The sequence below is a fragment of the Paenibacillus cellulosilyticus genome, assembly GCF_003182255.1.
In the GTDB taxonomy this organism is placed as follows: Bacteria; Bacillota; Bacilli; order Paenibacillales; family Paenibacillaceae; genus Paenibacillus_T; species Paenibacillus_T cellulosilyticus.
In genome coordinates, this window is sequence record NZ_QGTQ01000014.1 from 1 (window position 1) to 18,302 (window position 18,302).

The window sequence follows — 18,302 nt, forward strand, 5'->3', positions numbered from 1 at the left end:
TTGGAGAAAGTTAAAGTAACGTTAGGTAAGCTGCCGAGGACCATCATCGCCGATGCAGGATACGGCAGTGAAGAAAACTACGCGTATTTGGAAAATGAAAACCTTGAAGCCTTAGTCAAGTACAGTACCTACCACAAGGAAAAAACGAAAAGCTGGCAGAAAGATATCAGCAAGGTAGACAACTGGCAGTACGACGAGTCTGAAGATACATGGACATGTACAGCTGGACGCACACTGCTATTTCGCTATGAAAGCAAGGGAAAGACCGAAAGTGGATTCGAAATCAGAAAGCGTCACTACCGAAGTGAAAGCTGTGAAGGGTGCCTACTTAGAGCAGATTGCACCAAAGCGCAAGGAGACCGAGAAATTAGTATAAGTCTCGCATACAAGCGTTACAAAGAGCAGGCACGGGAAAAGCTTCGGAGCGAGGAAGGCTACGCATTATCAGTAAGGCGAATGATCGAACCGGAGAGTGTGTTTGGGCAAATAAAGAATAACCGGGGATTCCGGCGGTTTCTGCTTCGAGGCTTGCAAAAAGTAAGCCTTGAGGTCGGGTGGCTTTCGCTTGCCCATAATTTGCTCAAGAAGGTGGCAGCCGATAGAAAAATAGAAAAGATGGTTCAGGAATGACCTCCCTGAACCGTCTTTTCTTGCTTTTTTCAATAAATTGGGCTGAATTATAAGTAAGCTGACCTACTTTTGGGACAGCCCCATACAGCCAAACCATCGGCGATGTCTTTTCAACAAAAAAGCAGCGATCAATCAAGGGATCGCCGCTTTATTCATTTCACTTCCTCGTGCGCTCGAACTCCTCGCGCACCTGGCGGAGCAGCGCCGGATCGGCGCATACATCGTAGGCCGTTGCGGCGAGTATCTTCGCCCCGAACAGCAGACCTTGCATCGCGCGCGGCTGCATTGCCGCGTCGCGGAACTCGATGGTGTGCAGCTGGAACGGATCATCGACAACTTGCACATAAGGATGGATAGCCGGGCAGCGAACGGAGACGTTGCCCAGATCAAGCGAGCCGTTGTCTTTGCCGGATTGAATCGCATCGGCTGGAACGCCGCCTGCGATCAAGTTAGCCGAGAACAGGCCGGATAACGTCTCGTTCGTTCGAAGCTCGTCGTATGAATATTCGTATGCATTCGTCTTGAGCGTGCAGCCTGTCTGCAGCGCGGCACCTTCTGCGCAGCGAAGCGCGCGCTGTGTCAGCTCGTTCGTGTACGCGCGATCGGCGGAGCGGAAATAAAATTTTGCCGACGCATAGTCGGGAATGATGTTCGGCGCTTGTCCGCCGGCATCGATAATGCCGTGCAGCCTTGCGTCGCTGCGCACCTGCTGGCGAAGTGCGTTCAACGAGTTGAACAACTGAACGACCGCGTCGAGTGCGTTCACGCCATCATGTGGATTGGCTGCCGCATGCGCCGTTTTGCCGAAAAATTCGAACTGCACCGCATCCATCGCCAGCGATTCGCCGGACTTCTCGTAGGCGTGATACGGATGCGCCATAAGCGCGAACGAGCAGTCATCGAACAATCCAGCCTCCGCCATTGTCACCTTCGCGCCTTTCGTCTCTTCGGCGGGGGTTCCATACACGCGAATGATGCCGCCGGTCTCGTCGATGACGGACTTCAGGCCTACTGCTGCCGCAACGCCCATTACGCCGATGATGTGGTGACCGCATGCATGTCCAATCTCAGGCAGCGCATCATATTCACACAGGAACGCGGCAATTGGCCCCGGTTTACCGGAATCGTAAGTGCCGATAAAAGCGGTTGGCAGTCCAAGCGTCCCGCGCTCGACGGTGAAGCCGTGTTTCTCCAGTTCATCGGCCAGCAGGGCAGAGGAACGGAATTCTTCGTGTCCTAGCTCTGGGTGAGCGCCGATGTCGAGCGACATCGTAGTCCAGTCGGCGGCATGCTTATCGATTGTTTCGAAAATAGCAGATTTCAAAGTCATTGGAAATCACTCCTTTTTGTACTATAGATGCCTTCTGTCAATTGATGGGTTGGGTATAATTAACACATTCGAATGATGTCGAAATGTACTTGTTTTTGTCGAATTGCCCATTATAATTGTAGAGTTGTTGCCAAGCTACATCAAGAGGAGAGAACATCATGAGACGTTGGTTAATGATGCTGCTGGCCGTTGCAATGGTCTTTACAATCGCAGCGTGCGGAAGCAAAGAGGACAAGCTCGCTTCAATTCAAAAAAGCGGCAAGCTCGTGCTCGGGACAAGCGCGGATTATCCGCCATACGAGTTCCATCACACGAAGGACGGACAAGACGAGATCGTTGGTTTCGACATCGCGATCGCGCAGCAAATAGCGAAGGACCTTGGCGTAGAGCTCGAAATTCAAGACATGAAGTTCGATGGACTGCTGCTCGCACTCAACTCAGGCAAAGTAGACCTCGTTATTTCTGGTATGACACCGACGGAAGAGCGCGCGAAGAGCGTTGATTTCTCTAACGTTTATTATACGGCAGAACAAGGGGTTCTCGTCAAAAAGGACGCCGCCGCTTCATACCAATCGTTCGACGACCTGAAGGGCAAACGTATCGGTGTGCAAAAGGGCAGTATTCAAGAAGGCATAGCGAAAGGTATCGAAGGCGCCCAGCTTACTTCTTTGAGTAAAATTAGCGATCTGGTCATGGAGCTGCAAAGCGGCCGTGTTGACGCTGTTATCGCCGAAATGCCTGTTACGAAGCTATACGCAGCGAACCAACCTACACTCGAGCTGACGAACATTGCTGTCCCAACCTCCGAGGAAGGCAGCGCAGCTATTGCTGTTAAGAAGAACAATAAGTCGCTCGTCGATGCGCTTAACGCTACGCTGGATAAGCTGAAGCAGGACGGCTCGCTCGATAAATATATCGTTGACGCTAACGAGCTGCTGAGCGAGTAAGGAGCCGACGATGGATTTTGGATTTTTATCGGAATATTGGTCGTACTTTCTCAAAGGCGCTTGGCTGACGCTTCAGCTGTCGTTTTTCGGCGTATTGTTCGGGACATTGCTTGGCGTAGGCTTTGCATTGCTCCGAATATCAAAAATCGGTATTCTGCGTTTTTTGGCGTCGGTCTACATCGAGGTTATTCGCGGAACGCCGATGCTCGTTCAGATCGTTATTATTTACTATGGTTTAACGAATTTTGGCATCAATCTGCCTGGTTTTACTTCCGGTGTCATTGCGCTCACGATCAATAGTGCAGCTTATATGGCAGAGGTATTCCGGGCGGGCATTAATGCGATTGATAAAGGGCAGAATGAGGCCGCGCGGTCACTTGGTATGACACATGGAATGTCCCTTCGATTAATTGTATTGCCGCAGGCATTTCGCAACATGCTGCCAGCCATTGGGAACGAGTTTATCGTCATTATAAAAGATTCATCGCTTGTTTCTACAATCGGTATTGCAGAATTGATGTACAACACGAATACAGTATCCTCACTGACCTTCAAGCCGCTTGAGCCGCTGCTCGTCTCTGCAGCTGTATACTTCGTCATGACATTCACCCTGTCTAGGCTGCTCGGTTTGCTGGAAAGGAAGTTGAATAATCAATGATCCACGTACAAGGTTTGCACAAATCATACGGTAAACATGAAATATTGAAGGGTATCGATACCGAGATTAGCAAAGGCGAGGTTGTCGTTGTCATCGGGCCAAGCGGTTCTGGTAAAAGTACATTCCTTCGCTGCTTGAACCGGATGGAGGAGCCAACGAGCGGCGAGATTTGGTTCGAAAAGCAGCTCGTTACAGGCAAACAGCGTGACTTGAACCAAATCCGCCAGCGGATGGGGATGGTGTTCCAGCAGTTCAATCTGTTCCCGCACATGACGGTGCTTGAGAACGTGACGCTCGCGCCGCGTAAGCTGAAGAAGCTGGGCAAAGAACAGGCTGAGGCTCAAGCGCTGTCGCTGCTCGCTTCCGTCGGCCTGGCTGACAAACGAGACACCTATCCGGCCAAACTGTCCGGCGGACAAAAGCAGCGCATCGCCATCGCGCGTGCACTCGCGATGCAGCCAAGCGTTATGCTGTTCGATGAGCCAACATCAGCACTCGATCCCGAGATGGTTGGCGAAGTGCTCGACGTCATGAAGAAGCTTGCTGCCCAGGGGATGACGATGGTCATCGTTACCCATGAAATGGGCTTCGCTCGCGAGGTAGGCGACCGCGTCTTGTTCATCGATCAGGGCCAAATCATTGAAGAGGGTACACCAGAAGAGGTCTTCGACCATCCGAAGCAGCCCCGCACCAAACTGTTCCTTAGCAAAGTATTGTAGCAAGACGGTTGTCTGTTTTCAGACATCCCAATAGAAAGAAGCTGTCGCCACAGGCGACAGCTTCTTTCTATTAAGCCAAGTAAGTTTAAATCTTTTTCACGCGCAACAAGTAAGCTTTGCCCCACAGGGGCACGCGAGTCCCAGCACGCATCATCTTACCCAGCACCTCAATTCCACCAATCGCCAACCTTCCGGGGTCCAGGGGACGGGAGTTCCCTGGGGTCCTCCCTAGCAGGGAGGATTAGGTGGGTAGAAAATCTCTAGGTGGGTAGAATCCCCTAGGTCGACGGAAACTGCTGAATAGCCTGCTTCGCATGCTCATAAGCTTTAGCTGTCGTAGCATTCGCAGCCGTCAGTGTACCAGGCTCTTCAGCAAGCTCGGCGAACGATTTGATTTTGCCGTGAGGCTGTTGATTGTGCTTCCGTTGGTGCCAAGCGTTTAGGCGGCGGTTTTTCGAAGTCGTCATTAATAATGGCTCCCTTCCGCTTATAAGAAATGAGTGCTGTTCAAGCGTCTGCGGCTGTGGTTATTGCCGCTCCACTATCATCGTCCCAAACGGTGCAAATCATGTGCCGCACCTTCAAGCAATCGTTAGTAAACATCCGACAATTTTGCGAACGTTGTCGAAAGTTTACACTCCAATTACAAAATGCTGCATTGTTATTTAATTTGCCAGTTTATAGTGGGTACAAAGATACAGAAATTGTCGATGGAGTGGAGAGTAGATAACCATGCAAATGCTAATGCTACGATCAAAGCCGGCACCTGCACCAGAGCCAGAAATCGCAGAGGTTAAAACGCCTGAACCTGCACCTGCACCTACATTAGTGGAAGCTGCCAGATTGGCAAACGCAGCTGAACCGGAACCCGCCATTATCCCATCTATCCAACTTGAAGCCTACTTGGGCCATCCTTTGACCGTGTCGACTGATACGGACTGCCTGCAACTGCTCCGGTTGTTCAAGAATCGCGTACATGAGGAATGTGCTGTCGTAACGGGGCAAGCTGGCGAGCCACTTGGACTTATTATGCGTAATCGGTTTTATCATTATCTCAGCCAGCGATTCGGATCCGAGCTTTATTACAACAAACCTGTCACGAAACTGATGGATGCGGACCCATTAAAGATCGATATTGCAATGGAGCCTTCGAATTTGATCGGACAGGCACTCGGCCGCGACGAAGCGACCTTGTATAATTGTGTTATCGTGACGGAAGGTGCCAAGTTTGCAGGTGTGCTGACAGTTGGCGATTTGCTGCGAATCTCACGCGATATTCAAGACGCCGCTGTACAGCAGAAATCCGTTGTATTGCGTGAGACGCAGGGACTAATGTCCTCCATTGAACGTGAAATTGCAGAGGTTAAACAATCTTCAGCAGACGGTGCAAGCCTTTCTACCGATATGGTCTACATGACGCAGCAGGGAAAGACGGAGCTGGATCAAGTAAAAGCGATGTTTGAGAGGCTGACACAGCTTTCATCTGCGCAGCAGACGCATTACAGCGAGCTGAAGCAGTGTGCGCAGGATGTTGGACAAGTGACATCGCTTATTCGAGATTTAGCAGAATCGTCGAATCTTCTGTCGCTTAACGCTGCGATTGAAGCAGCTAGAGCGGGCGAGCATGGCCGCAGCTTTGCGGTTGTCGCAGACGAGGTCATGAAGCTTGCCGTACAGACGAAGCAATCCGCCGATATGATCGCTTCACTTGTGCGCGGTATTCAACGTGCGATCGAGGAGACAAGTCGTTTACACGATCAAAGTCAAGCGGATACGAAAGCTAGCAATCAGTTTGTAGCGTCCGCTGCTGCAGCATTCGACAAGCTATGCGAATCGGCTGAGCATAACCACGATAGCAGTCGACTTGTTGCACAACTAACAAACCAGGCCTATACGCATTCCGTAAGCGTACAAGAACGATTAAAGGCATTATAGAGGTTGTTCAAAAAGTCCGCTTTTGATCACGAAGCATCACAAGAAGAGTATTCGGCATCGAATCTTGGATCAAGCTGAGACTTCCGGTTCTCACGTAGCACATCACTACGCTCCGATCCTCATTCCCCGCTTAATCCAACCTTCTTGGTGCTGAAAACCGTACTTTTGAACATGAATTTATAGGAAAACTTTACTAATTATTCATAACGCGATAATTTTCCCTTAACAGACCACCTCTAAGATTAGGCTTGTACATAAGATGTACGATACTAATTGGGGAGTGGTCTTTGTTGTTTAAGAAATTGACTTTGAAGCTTGCAGTGGTTGCGGCTAGCTTGTCGCTTCTGTTGACGGGTCAAGCAGGCGCTGCTGACAACCTGAAAGGCACGATTGAAATCGATGGTTCCAGTACAGTATATCCGATCACGGAAGCTGTAGCAGAAGAGTTCGGCAAAGTTCACAAGGACGTTCGCGTAACGGTCGGTATTTCCGGTACGGGTGGCGGCTTCAAACGTTTCTGCAATGGTGAAATTCCAATCGCTGACGCATCGCGTCCAATTACGGATGCTGAGAAAACAGCTTGTAAAGCAAAAGGCATTACGTATACGGATATTACGGTAGCTTATGACGGTGTCACGATCGCAATCAACAAAAACAACACGTGGGCTCAAAAGCTGACAACGGCTGAGCTGAAATCGATTTTCAAAAGCGGCTCCACAGTGAAAAAATGGTCTGATGTTCGTAAAGGCTTCCCGAATGAAGAAATTAAAATCTACTCGCCAGGCAGTGACTCCGGTACATTCGACTTCTTCACTGAAAAAGTGAACGGCAAATCCAAGTCGAGCCGTAACGACAGCCAAATCACGTTCAGCGAAGACGACAACGTACTCGTTGAAGGTATTACAAACGACAAATATGCAATTGGTTACTTCGGTTATGCTTACTATGTTGAGAACAAAGCGAAGCTGAAAGCGGTTGTTGTTGACAATGGCAAGCGTGCTGTAGGTCCTTCGGCTCAAACGATTGCTAAAGGCATGTACTTCCTCTCCCGTCCAATCTTCTTCTATGTAAACAAAGCGGATCTGGCTAATCGTGCAGAGGTTAAAGCTTTCTCGCAATTCTACCTGGAGAACGCAGGTAAGCTGTCGAAGGAAGTTGGCTACATCCCGCTCTCCAAAGGCTTCTACACTTCGCAAGCGAGCAAGCTGAAATAATCGATAACCCCCTAAGAAACGTTCGTACAAGAAGACGGCGCCAGCCGTCTTCTTGTATTTTGTGAAGAATATGTAATGGATAGAGTCGATTTTTACATATAGTTAACATTCTACTTGTACCCGATTTACAATCATCTCTTACTATTAGGACCAAGAAGAACTTGTTCATAACTACCTGACATAGAAACCTTGAGGAGTGGTCGTGTTGTTGAAGCGTAAAGGCCTTAAAAGTTTGATGATGATCATGATGATGGGCCTGCTGATTCTGACAGCAGCTTGCGGGAATAAAGCGGAGGATTCGACATCGAATGGTTCGAGCGATACAGAGCAGACGAGCGATGATCAAAGCGAAGATACGGCTCTTGATGATGAGTCGGCCGACGATGAGGATGTAGAGGTTGAAATGGGTGGCGAGATCGAGATTGACGGCTCCAGTACGGTATACCCGCTGACGGAAGCTGTTGCTGAAGATTTCGGCAAATTCAATCCTGAAGTTCGCGTTACAGTAGGGATTTCCGGTACGGGCGGCGGCTTCAAGCGCTTCTGTGCAGGCGAACTGGCAATCAGCGATGCATCGCGCCCAATTACGGACGAAGAAGCCAAAACATGCAGCGACAACGGCATCGAGTACTCCGATCTGACGATCGCGTATGACGGACTGTCGCTTGTTGTAAGCAAAGACAATGATTTTATCGACCATCTGACAGTAGAAGAGCTGAACAAAATTTTTACGACGGGCTCGACTGTTAAGACTTGGGCTGACGTTCGTGCTGGCTGGCCCGCTGAGAAAATCCTGATGTACTCGCCAGGTGCAGAATCCGGTACGTACGATTACTTCAACGAAACGATTCTTGCCAAGAAAGGGATCCGTAACGATACGCAAATCTCCTTCAGCGAAGATGACAACACACTCGTTCAAGGTGTAGAAGGCAGCAAGTACGCTATCGGCTACTTCGGCTTCGCTTACTATGAAGAGAATGCTGACAAGCTGAAAGTTGTTCCGATCGATGCTGGCAAAGGCGCAATTGCTCCATCCCCAGAGACGATCAAAGACGGCACGTATGCACCACTGTCCCGCCCGCTGTACATCTATGTGAACAAAGCTGAAATTTCGCGCCCGGAAGTGTACGCATTCGCAGATTACTACATCAACAATATCGGTAGCCTCGCTAGCGAGGTTGGCTACGTTCCACTGCCTGATGACAAATATAGCGAAGAAGCCACGAAGCTTCACTAATCCAGGCAGGGAGAGAAACGTACATGCCTAACGAGGCGCTGAGCACGAATAGCTCGAAGCAGCTCGTAGATGCTGCGAAGCGGAATCACGCATTCCGCAATGAGAAGTCTCATCTTATGGATAAAATCATGCCGGTCGCGTTGTTCCTGTGCGCAGCACTATCGATCGCGACGACGATCGGCATCGTTGCTACACTGATCGGCGAAACGTATCATTTCTTCGAGCAAGTTCCTTTCGTCGATTTTATAACGGGTACCAAATGGTCACCGCTTATTGAACCGAAGAGCTTCGGTATCTGGCCGCTCATCTGCGGCACGCTGCTGATCACGGTTATTGCCTGCCTCGTTGCCGTTCCGCTCGGACTGGCAAGCGCCATCTACTTAAGTGAGTATGCGCCGAAGAAGGTACGCAATATCGTGAAGCCCATTCTCGAAATACTCGCCGGCGTTCCAACGATCGTCTACGGCTACTTCGCACTTAGCTTCATCACACCGATGGTTCGCGGCATTTTCGCTGATGCCGGCGTGTTCAATGCACTGTCTGCCGGCATCGTGGTTGGCATCATGATCATCCCGATGGTCTGCTCGCTTAGTGAGGATGCGATGACGGCAGTGCCGCGCAGTTTGCGCGATGGCGCTTACGCACTCGGGGCTACACGGTTCGAAGTTGCATTGAAGATCGTCGTTCCAGCCGCGTTCTCCGGTATTGTCGCTTCTGCTGTACTTGCGTTCTCCCGCGCAATCGGCGAGACGATGATCGTGACCGTTGCTGCAGGTTCGACACCGAAGCTGACGGCGAATCCGCTTGAAAGTATTCAGACGATGACGGCTTACATCGTGCAAGTCAGCCTTGGCGATACGCCGCATGGCAGCGTTGAGTACGGCACGATCTTCGCAGTCGGTATGACGCTGTTCGTGATTACATTCTTGCTCAACATCCTTGCACAGTATGTAGCAAGACGTTTCCGGGAGGAGTACTAAGATGAACAACATCTTTGTAGATGCCAATCGTAAGCAGATTGCCGGACGCCGGCGAATCGACTTTACTTTGCGGCTGCTCTTCCTGATCGCGACGTCAATTGGCGTCATTGCTTTGATGGCGCTTCTTATCGACATCATCAGTGATGGCATATCGATGCTGCGGCCGGAGCTGTTCAATAACTTCCCGTCCAGACGGGCAAGCGAGGCTGGCATGAAGTCAGCTATCGTTGGCTCCCTGTACATGCTGCTTATTATGGCGCCGCTGTCGTTCCTGCTAGGTGTAGGTGCTGCAATCTACTTGGAAGAGTATGCGAAGAAAAATCGGATTACACGTATGATCCAGCTTAATATCAGTACGCTGGCAGGTGTGCCGTCGATTGTCTACGGTATTCTTGGCCTGACGCTGTTCGTTCGCGAACTTCATCTCGGCCGCAGCCTGCTGGCTGGCGCGTTCACAATGACGCTGCTCGTGCTGCCGATCATTATCGTATCGGCGCAGGAGGCGATTCGTGCGGTGCCGAAGTCGCGTCGTGACGCATCGTACGCGCTTGGCGCAACGAAGTGGCAGACGGTATCGCGTTCGGTGCTTCCATCTAGCATCTCCGGCATCCTGACAGGTGTCATCCTCGCGATGTCACGGGCAATCGGCGAGACGGCGCCGCTCGTTATGATCGGTGCACTCACATTCGTGGCCTTCTTACCAACAGGGCCTATGGATTCGTTCACGGTTATGCCGATCCAGATTTACAACTGGGTATCGAGGCCGCAAGCTTCGTTCCAAGCACTTGCTGCATCCGGCATTATCGTACTGCTCGTCATGCTGCTGCTTATGAACTTATCAGCGATTCTGCTTCGCAACAAATATAACAAGCACATGTAATTCACTTGTCACGTTTCTTAGTAATTTGGTCCAGAACTATCTATAACGCGGAGGTCATCCGATGCAAACGCTAACTAAAAATCAAACCTTAATCGAAATTAACCAATTAAACCTGTTCTACGGCGCATTCCATGCCCTGAAGAACGTATCGCTTCGTATTCCTGAGAAAGCGATCACCGCTTTCATCGGTCCATCCGGCTGCGGTAAATCGACGCTCCTGCGGACGTTGAACCGGATGAACGACATGATCCCTGGCACTCGCATTGAGGGCGGGATTGCGATTTCCGGAACGGACATCTATTCCGGTGATGTGGACGTCGAGACGCTGAGGAAGAAGGTCGGCATGGTGTTCCAGCAGCCGAATCCTTTTCCCAAATCGATCTACGACAACATCGCTTACGGTCCACGCCTGCATGGTATTCACGACCGTAAGAAGCTCGACGAAATCGTCGAGACGTCGCTTCGCTCCGCTGTACTGTGGGAAGAAGTGAAGGATTACCTGAAGCGTTCGGCATTCAGTCTGTCGGGCGGTCAGCAGCAGCGTCTGTGCATTGCGCGTGCACTGGCCGTTAATCCAGACATTCTGCTTATGGACGAAGCAACATCGGCACTTGACCCCATCTCGACATTGAAAATTGAAGAGTTGGCGCAAGAGCTGAAGGACCGCTACACGATCGTCATGGTTACGCACAACATGCATCAGGCAGCACGCGTATCGAATCAAACGGTATTTTTCCTCAATGGCGAAGTTGTTGAATATGACGAGACGGAGAAGCTGTTCTCAAACCCGACGGATCAACGAACAGAAGATTATATTAGCGGCCGTTTCGGCTAAGCTTGAAGGAGTTGTATTTGGATGACACCGCGTAAAGAATTTGACCATGGTTTGGACCAGCTCCATGCAATGCTCGTTGAGATGGGTGAACGAGTAGAGCGTGCACTGAGCGAGGCGATGGAATCGCTCAAAACATTGGATACGGCCCGTGCAACGAGCGTTATTGCATCCGATCCAGAGGTTAACCGCCTCGAGGAGAAAATTGAAGAACTCGGCTCTAAGCTGATTGTGACGCAGCAGCCGGTAGCGAAGGATCTTCGCCGCATTCTGTCCGCATTCAAGATCGCCAGCGACCTGGAGCGGATGGGCGACTTATCGCTCGATATCGCGAAAGTAACGCTGCGCCTCGAAGGTCAAACGTTGATCAAGCCGTTGATCGACCTGCCTCGCATGGCAGAAATCGTACAAGTGATGATCAACGAATCGATCCAATCGTTCGTTAGAGAAGATGTCGGTCTTGCTTACAAAATGGCGAAGGACGACGATCATGTTGACGCCCTGTACAAGCAAATCACGCGCGAGCTGTGGTCTCTCATGTTCGAGAATCCGCAGACGATCTCACAATCGATGCAGCTGAACTTCGTTGGTCGTTTCATCGAGCGTATCGCCGATCATGCGACGAACATTGGTGAGAGCGTTGTGTATCTCGTAACGGGTAAGCGCCCGGATTTGAACTAGAATATGGTTTTGAGGATCGGCTAGCAGCTTTGGATTTGAGCTGTTGGCCGGTCTTTTTCTATCTGGAAGGATGCTGAAAAGATATGGAAAAACGCGTTGTAACGAAAACGCTTTTATATTTTTTAGGAATGGAAAGAAGGGGCTATACAATATTGGTAGTTGTTGCTATAATTCGTTTTGTAAGCGCTATCTTTGCAGTCATTTTCGAAAACGATTTCGGAATTGAGTGTGGGAACAGAAATAGAATGACAAGAACAGCGCTTTTAGGTGATTGGCGTGCTAGACAAATTCATTTGTTGGGGGAATGCACAGCATGATCAAGAAATGGTTAAGTGTGAGCGTTGCAGCGGTACTGTTAACCGGTTCAATCGGTTTAACTGGCGCTGCGCCGAAGGCATCGGCTGCTGATCAGTCGATTGCAAGCGAGCAGTACAATTGGGGAAGAGCGACCGTTGTAGGCGGTGGCTTCATTCCGGGTATTATTTTCAACCAGAAGGAAAAGGATCTCATCTACGCACGGACGGATATGGGCGGTGCATACCGCTGGGATGCTGCAACGAGCACATGGAAGCAGCTGCTTGACTTCGTAAGTATGGAAGAGTGGAATATGATGGGGGTCGAAAGTCTTGCGACTGACCCGGTTGAACCGAATCGACTGTATGTTGCTGCGGGTACGTATTCGAATGACTTTACGAAAATGAACGGCGTCATGCTTCGTTCAACGGATAAAGGCGAGACCTGGCAGCGAACCGAACTGCCTTTCAAGTTCGGCGGCAACATGCCAGGACGCTCGATGGGTGAACGGTTGGTCATTGACCCGAACAATAACAGTGTGCTCTATTTTGGAGCGCGTAACGACAATGGGCTCTGGCGTAGTACAGACTATGGTGCAACATGGAGTAAGGTTGAGAGCTTCACAGCACCAACAGATGTGAAGGAATATTATGGCGGAACGGTAGGACCTGTATGGATTACATTCGATCCTACAACGGGCTCGGCTGGTCAAACGACTCAAACGATCTATGTCGGGGTAGCTGATAGAGATACAAGCATTTATCGAAGCACAGATGGCGGTACAACGTGGGAACCGGTACCAGACCAGCCGAAGCAGGGCTTCTTGCCGCATCATGGCGTATTGTCCTCCACCGGCCAGCTGTACATTACGTATAACTCTGAAATCGGTCCTTATGACGGTGGAACGGGATCGGTCTGGAAGTTCGATACGACGACTGGCGTATGGACCGACATTAGCCCTAGTGGGGTAGGCAATACGGAGAATCCATACGGTGGATTAGCGGTTGATGCACAGCATCCAGATACGATTATGGTGTCGACGTTGAACAAATGGTACCCGGACGATAATATTTATCGCAGTACAGACGGCGGCGCAACATGGAAGCCATTCTTCACGCTAGACTATTCAGTAGGCTGGCCGCCGGCACGCGATAACAACTATACGATCGATTACAGTAAGGCACCTTGGCTCGATTGGGGCGAAATCAAGGATCCAACGCAGACACCAGAGCGCAGTCCGAAGCTGGGTTGGATGATGGGTGATCTGGAGATCGATCCATTCAACTCGGATCGGATGATGTATGGAACAGGCGCAACGTTGTACGGATCGCTTAATGCGACTGCACTTGATTCAGATGAGAACGTTAATATTGAAGTGATGGCGAGCGGAATTGAAGAGACGGCGGTTAATGGTCTGATTAGTACGCCTGAAGGAGCCTCGCTGCTCAGTGCGATGGGCGACATCGGAGGCTTCCGGCATGAAGATCTTACGAAGGCACCATCGATGATTACGAATCCGTATATTGGGTCGGCAACCGATATTGATTACGCCGAGCTCAATTCGAATATTGTTGTCCGCGTTGGTTATGCTGATGGTGACTCGCCGGATATCGGCATCTCGCAGGATAACGGTGTAACATGGACGCCGGGGACGAATGTTGGTTCGCAATCCGGCGCAGGCTGGGTTGCAGTCAGCGCGAACGGCGGTTCTATCGTATGGTCGTCATCTAATGATCCTGTTAATTATTCTACCGATCTTGGCTCGACGTGGACGGAATCGCAAGGCATTCCGCAAGGAGCAGTCGTATCCTCGGACCGCGTTAATCCGAACAAGATTTATGGCACGTACGAAGGCACTTTCTATGTCAGTACGGATGGCGGCGCTACGTTCTCGGCTCAAGCGACGGGACTGCCAGAAGGACTAAATAGCAAGTTCAAAGCTGTGCCGGGCAAAGAAGGCGACATCTGGATTGCTGGAGCGAAGAACGAAGATCATCCAGAGCTTCCATATGGCTTGTTCCACTCTACGGATTCAGGAAGCACGTTTACGAAGGTGAGTTCTGTTGTAGAAGCAGCAACGGTTGGTTTCGGTAAGGCAGCTCCGAATCAAACGTACCCGGCCATCTATATGAACGCGAAGCTGGATGGAAACTATGGCTTCTATCGTTCGAACGACGGAGGATCGACTTGGGTCCGAATTAATGATGACCAGCATCAATATGCGAACGCTAATCGTGCCATTACAGGCGATCCTAATGTATACGGACGCGTCTACATCGCAACGAACGGATTCGGTATTGTAGTCGGTGATACGACGATTCCGAACCCGACGACGCCAACAGATCCAATTACACCGACAACACCAACAACACCGACGACATCGGGTGGACGGTTTGTAGCAGCAGATTCGACTGATTCGGGTCAGGGCACGACGAATCCGATTGATCAGAGCGGAGGAGAAGAGTCGAATAATCTCCCAACAGATTCGTTCAAGGACATTGGTTCGCTGTCGACAGAGATGCAGGATGCGATTCACTATTTGTACAAGCAGGGGGTTGTAAATGGTATTACGAGCACAACATTCGCTCCACAAGCTCAGCTTACTCGCGCTCAGTTTATTACGATGATTCTACGGGCACTCGGCATTGAACCCGGCGGTACGTCCAGCTTCAATGATGTAGCATCTACAGCATGGTATGCAGGGTATATCGGAGCAGCGCAGGAAGCGGGAATCGTTACTGGCGGCGGCAATGGGAATTTCGATCCGAATCGGCCGATTACTAGACAAGAGCTGTGTGTCATTTTGCTTCGTGCGCTGCAAGCCAAAGGTTATACGCTTGATGGCATTGGTAGTGGAACATCTTCCGCATTTAAGGACGCTGACTCCATTGCTGCCTATGCGGCGGACGCTGTAGAACAGCTTGTGCAAGCGGGTATTGTACAAGGCCGTCCGAATGGAACATTCGGTGCGCAAGATCAAGCGAATCGCGGAGAAGCAGCAGTTCTGATGTATCGCCTGCTTCAACAGCTTCAATCTCTTCAATAACGATTAATAGACGGCCGTATCATCCTGCGCGTATGCACGGGATGTTACGGCTTTCTTTGCTCTTCGAAGGCAAAGCGATGACGAGGCAGAGCGATGTCCATTTATGGTATGATAGTAAGCAGTAAAAGGCAGAAATGTACTTATTAATGATGCAGGAGAGATGCCGCCAATGGACAAGTGGATATTGATCGACGGCAACAGTATTGCTAACCGGGCTTTCTACGCGATGCCGCCGCTGACGAATGCAAGCGGATTACATACGAATGCAGTATATGGCTTCACGACTATGCTGCTTAAGCTGTTAGAGGAAGAGAAGCCGACTCACATGTTAGTCGCTTTCGATGCCGGCAAGGTGACGTTCCGTCACGAAGGGTATGGCGATTACAAAGGTGGGCGTCAGAAGACGCCGTCCGAGCTATCCGAACAATTCCCGCTTATCAAAGAGCTGCTCAAATCGTTTGGCATCAGCCAGTTCGAGCTATCCGGCTATGAGGCTGATGACATTATCGGTACGCTGACGCGCATGGCGGACGAACAAGGTGCAGAAGCGCTTGTCGTATCCGGCGATAAGGATATGCTGCAGCTCGCTTCTAATCAAGTAACGGTTGCGATCACACGCAAAGGTGTAAGTGAGGTTGAGCGCTATTCGCCAGCTGAAATTCAAGAAAAGTACGGTCTTGTGCCGCTGCAAATTATAGACCTGAAAGGTCTTATGGGCGATACGTCCGACAACATCCCGGGCATTCCGGGTGTCGGCGAGAAAACCGCGCTAAAGCTGCTGCATGAATACGGCTCGGTTGAGCAGGTGCTCGAGCATTCCGGTGATTTGAAAGGCAAGATGAAGGAGAAGGTCGAGCAGCACAAAGACGATGCGATCATGAGCAAGAAGCTGGCGACGATTTTCCGCGAGGTGCCGCTGGAGCAGGGTGTCGAGGAAATGAAGTACAGCGGCTACGAGAAGCCGGTGCTGGCTGAGGCGTTCCGTAAGCTGGAGTTCAAATCGCTGATGGAGCGTCTTGATCTGACGGGAGAAGCGGTTGGAGCAGAGGGTGCTGCGCAGGAAGCGGCGAATCTGACCATCGTATCTGTAACCGCTGAAGATGACGATGCACTCGCATCACTGGCGAGCATGCTCCCGAAGGTAGAGAGCATTTACTCCGAAGTGATTGGCGATAACCCGCATCAGAGCGAGACGGTTGCCATTGCAGTCGCATCGCCTGATGTGATTCATGTGGTGCCGCTTGCTGAGGTGCAGACGGAGGCACTCGGGTTCTTCCGCGAATGGCTTGCGTCGGCGGATGCGTCTAAGACCGGCTTCGATATGCATCGCGTCGAGCTGTCGCTCGCTTGGCATGGCGTGTCGATCAAGGGTATCGCATTTGATGTGCAGCTTGCTGCGTACCTGCTGGATCCAACGTCGACGGATTCGGCACAGACGATCAGCGGCTTATGCGGCAAATATGGCCTGCCAGGTGTCGCTTCGGATGAAGCGGTCTACGGCAAGGGAGCGAAGTTCAAGCTGCCAGAAACAGAAGCACTGCATGCGTTCATCGCAGCAAAGGCGGATGCGGTTCGCCATCTAGCGGACAAGCAGCGTGCGGAGCTGGAGAAGTCGGGCATGTACAAGCTGTATTACGACCTAGAGCAGCCGTTGTCTCGTGTTCTTGCAGGTATGGAGCTGCAGGGCATTAAGGCCGATGCATCCGTTATTGAGCAGCTTGGTGCGGAGCTGGAAGGCCGCGTGCTGGAGCTGAAAGGTAAAATCTATGAGCTTGCGGGTATGGAGTTCAACATTGGTTCGCCGAAGCAACTTGGTGAAGTGTTGTTCGAGAAGCTTGGTTTGCCGGTGAAAAAGAAAACAAAGACGGGTTACTCTACCGATGCGGACGTGCTCGAAGAGCTGGCGCCGTACCATGACATTATTCCGTCGATTCTGATGTACCGCCAGCTGTCTAAGCTGCAATCGACGTATGTGGAAGGCTTGCTCAAGGAAATTCGTCCGAATACCGGACATATCCATACGTTCTATCGGCAGACGATCGCCGCGACGGGACGTCTGAGCAGTCAATATCCGAATCTGCAGAACATTCCAATCCGTCTGGAAGAAGGACGTAAGATCCGTAAAGCGTTCGTGCCATCCGAGCCGGGCTGGTACATGCTCGCTGCCGACTATTCGCAGATCGAGCTGCGCGTGCTCGCACACATCTCGGGTGACCAAGGCTTGAAGGATGCATTCCTGCACGATATGGACATCCATACGAAGACGGCATCCGACGTATTCGGCGTTCAACCAGAAGATGTTGATTCGAATATGCGCCGCCAAGCAAAGGCGGTTAACTTTGGTATCGTCTACGGCATTAGCGACTTCGGTCTCTCGAACAACCTCGGCATTACGCGGAAGGAAGCGGCACAGTTCATCGAGCAATATTTTGCCGCATTCCAAGGGGTTCGCAAGTACATGGACGACATCGTCATGCAAGCACGTCACGATGGTTATGTGACAACGCTGCTGGAGCGCCGCCGTTATCTGCCAGAGATCAAGGCATCGAACTTCAACCTGCGCTCGTTCGCTGAACGGACCGCGATGAATACGCCGATCCAAGGTACGGCTGCAGATATTATTAAGCTTGCAATGGTTAAGATGGATCAAGAGCTTCGCAACCGCGGACTGAAGAGCCGCATGCTGCTGCAGGTGCATGACGAACTTGTATTCGAAGTGCCAGAAGACGAGCTGGAGATGATGAAGAGTCTCGTGCCGGAAGTGATGGAGAGCGCGATTGAGCTGGATGTTCCGCTGAAGGCAGACGTCAGCTACGGGCACAACTGGTACGAAGCGAAGTAGGATTGGCCAATGGAACCAGCACCTATTTGTTTTAGAGCACTTCAGGCTAAAGTCCGAAGTGCTCTTTCTTCGTTTTT

16 protein-coding genes are annotated in these 18,302 nt (G+C 50.9%); 14 read left to right on the forward strand and 2 right to left on the reverse strand.

Annotated elements, in window-relative coordinates; all coding sequences use genetic code 11:
* On the forward strand, positions 1–630 hold a 630-nt coding region (locus DFQ01_RS17385; protein ID WP_146216894.1), incomplete at its 5' end, for a transposase.
* A gap of 157 nt (positions 631–787) precedes the next feature.
* On the opposite strand, the gene DFQ01_RS17390 is transcribed toward DFQ01_RS17385, so the two are convergent.
* A complete protein-coding gene (locus DFQ01_RS17390; protein ID WP_110045175.1) occupies positions 788–1,960 on the reverse strand; it encodes a M20 family metallopeptidase in 1,173 nt (390 codons plus the stop codon).
* Positions 1,961–2,118: 158 nt separating this feature from the next.
* Here DFQ01_RS17390 and DFQ01_RS17395 point away from each other — a divergent pair, with 158 nt between their 5' ends.
* From DFQ01_RS17395 to DFQ01_RS17405, 3 genes are read left to right on the forward strand one after another with little or no spacing between them, the layout of a single operon-like run.
* The gene (locus tag DFQ01_RS17395; RefSeq protein ID WP_217490349.1) at positions 2,119–2,907 is read left to right on the forward strand and encodes an ABC transporter substrate-binding protein; all 789 of its coding nucleotides are present in this window, start codon (positions 2,119–2,121) and stop codon (positions 2,905–2,907) included.
* A gap of 10 nt (positions 2,908–2,917) precedes the next feature.
* A complete protein-coding gene (locus DFQ01_RS17400; RefSeq protein ID WP_110045176.1) occupies positions 2,918–3,565 on the forward strand; it encodes an amino acid ABC transporter permease in 648 nt (215 codons plus the stop codon).
* Positions 3,562–4,284 carry an amino acid ABC transporter ATP-binding protein gene (locus DFQ01_RS17405; RefSeq protein ID WP_110045177.1) on the forward strand — a complete coding sequence of 241 codons (723 nt, stop codon included), beginning with the start codon at positions 3,562–3,564 and terminating at the stop codon, positions 4,282–4,284. The genes DFQ01_RS17400 and DFQ01_RS17405 overlap by 4 nt, the downstream gene beginning before the upstream one ends.
* Positions 4,285–4,562: 278 nt before the next feature.
* Here the strand turns inward: DFQ01_RS17405 and DFQ01_RS32210 are convergent, their stop codons facing one another.
* Positions 4,563–4,751, reverse strand: coding sequence for a DUF6254 family protein (locus DFQ01_RS32210; RefSeq protein ID WP_110045178.1), 189 nt, complete (start codon positions 4,749–4,751; stop codon positions 4,563–4,565).
* Positions 4,752–5,016: 265 nt separating this feature from the next.
* On the opposite strand from DFQ01_RS32210, the gene DFQ01_RS31950 reads away from it, so the two are divergent.
* From DFQ01_RS31950 to polA, 10 genes are all read left to right on the forward strand, one after another.
* Positions 5,017–6,219 carry a methyl-accepting chemotaxis protein gene (locus tag DFQ01_RS31950; protein ID WP_110045179.1) on the forward strand — a complete coding sequence of 401 codons (1,203 nt, stop codon included), beginning with the start codon at positions 5,017–5,019 and terminating at the stop codon, positions 6,217–6,219.
* A 290-nt stretch (positions 6,220–6,509) separates the two neighbouring features.
* Positions 6,510–7,433: a PstS family phosphate ABC transporter substrate-binding protein gene (locus DFQ01_RS17420; RefSeq protein ID WP_110045180.1), complete on the forward strand. Its 924-nt coding sequence runs from the start codon at positions 6,510–6,512 to the stop codon at positions 7,431–7,433.
* A 205-nt stretch (positions 7,434–7,638) separates the two neighbouring features.
* A complete protein-coding gene (locus DFQ01_RS17425; protein WP_110045181.1) occupies positions 7,639–8,670 on the forward strand; it encodes a PstS family phosphate ABC transporter substrate-binding protein in 1,032 nt (343 codons plus the stop codon).
* Between the two features lie 23 nt (positions 8,671–8,693).
* Entirely contained in the window at positions 8,694–9,650 is a 957-nt protein-coding gene (pstC, locus tag DFQ01_RS17430) for a phosphate ABC transporter permease subunit PstC (protein ID WP_110045182.1), read from the forward strand.
* A gap of 1 nt (position 9,651) precedes the next feature.
* A complete protein-coding gene (gene pstA / locus DFQ01_RS17435) occupies positions 9,652–10,530 on the forward strand; it encodes a phosphate ABC transporter permease PstA (RefSeq protein WP_110045183.1) in 879 nt (292 codons plus the stop codon).
* A 61-nt stretch (positions 10,531–10,591) separates the two neighbouring features.
* Entirely contained in the window at positions 10,592–11,365 is a 774-nt protein-coding gene (pstB, locus tag DFQ01_RS17440) for a phosphate ABC transporter ATP-binding protein PstB (protein ID WP_110045184.1), read from the forward strand.
* 21 nt (positions 11,366–11,386) lie between these two features.
* A complete protein-coding gene (phoU, locus tag DFQ01_RS17445; protein ID WP_110045185.1) occupies positions 11,387–12,043 on the forward strand; it encodes a phosphate signaling complex protein PhoU in 657 nt (218 codons plus the stop codon).
* An 83-nt stretch (positions 12,044–12,126) separates the two neighbouring features.
* Positions 12,127–12,360: a hypothetical protein gene (locus tag DFQ01_RS17450; RefSeq protein ID WP_110045186.1), complete on the forward strand. Its 234-nt coding sequence runs from the start codon at positions 12,127–12,129 to the stop codon at positions 12,358–12,360.
* Positions 12,357–15,383 carry an S-layer homology domain-containing protein gene (locus tag DFQ01_RS17455; RefSeq protein ID WP_110045187.1) on the forward strand — a complete coding sequence of 1,009 codons (3,027 nt, stop codon included), beginning with the start codon at positions 12,357–12,359 and terminating at the stop codon, positions 15,381–15,383. Before DFQ01_RS17450 ends, DFQ01_RS17455 begins: the two co-directional genes overlap by 4 nt.
* A 169-nt stretch (positions 15,384–15,552) precedes the next feature.
* Positions 15,553–18,225, forward strand: coding sequence for a DNA polymerase I (polA, locus tag DFQ01_RS17460; protein ID WP_110045188.1), 2,673 nt, complete (start codon positions 15,553–15,555; stop codon positions 18,223–18,225).
* Positions 18,226–18,302: the final 77 nt, after the last annotated feature.

Coding starts and splice junctions, on each gene's coding strand:
- DFQ01_RS17450 (WP_110045186.1), top strand. CDS start 12,127: ATGGAAAAACGCGTTGTAACGAAAACGCTTTTATATTTTTTAGGAATG.
- DFQ01_RS17455 (WP_110045187.1), top strand. CDS start 12,357: ATGATCAAGAAATGGTTAAGTGTGAGCGTTGCAGCGGTACTGTTAACC.
- pstA (WP_110045183.1), top strand. CDS start 9,652: ATGAACAACATCTTTGTAGATGCCAATCGTAAGCAGATTGCCGGACGC.
- DFQ01_RS17395 (WP_217490349.1), top strand. CDS start 2,119: ATGAGACGTTGGTTAATGATGCTGCTGGCCGTTGCAATGGTCTTTACA.
- phoU (WP_110045185.1), top strand. CDS start 11,387: ATGACACCGCGTAAAGAATTTGACCATGGTTTGGACCAGCTCCATGCA.
- DFQ01_RS32210 (WP_110045178.1), bottom strand. CDS start 4,751: ATGACGACTTCGAAAAACCGCCGCCTAAACGCTTGGCACCAACGGAAG.
- pstB (WP_110045184.1), top strand. CDS start 10,592: ATGCAAACGCTAACTAAAAATCAAACCTTAATCGAAATTAACCAATTA.
- DFQ01_RS31950 (WP_110045179.1), top strand. CDS start 5,017: ATGCAAATGCTAATGCTACGATCAAAGCCGGCACCTGCACCAGAGCCA.
- DFQ01_RS17390 (WP_110045175.1), bottom strand. CDS start 1,960: ATGACTTTGAAATCTGCTATTTTCGAAACAATCGATAAGCATGCCGCC.
- DFQ01_RS17405 (WP_110045177.1), top strand. CDS start 3,562: ATGATCCACGTACAAGGTTTGCACAAATCATACGGTAAACATGAAATA.
- DFQ01_RS17400 (WP_110045176.1), top strand. CDS start 2,918: ATGGATTTTGGATTTTTATCGGAATATTGGTCGTACTTTCTCAAAGGC.
- pstC (WP_110045182.1), top strand. CDS start 8,694: ATGCCTAACGAGGCGCTGAGCACGAATAGCTCGAAGCAGCTCGTAGAT.
- polA (WP_110045188.1), top strand. CDS start 15,553: ATGGACAAGTGGATATTGATCGACGGCAACAGTATTGCTAACCGGGCT.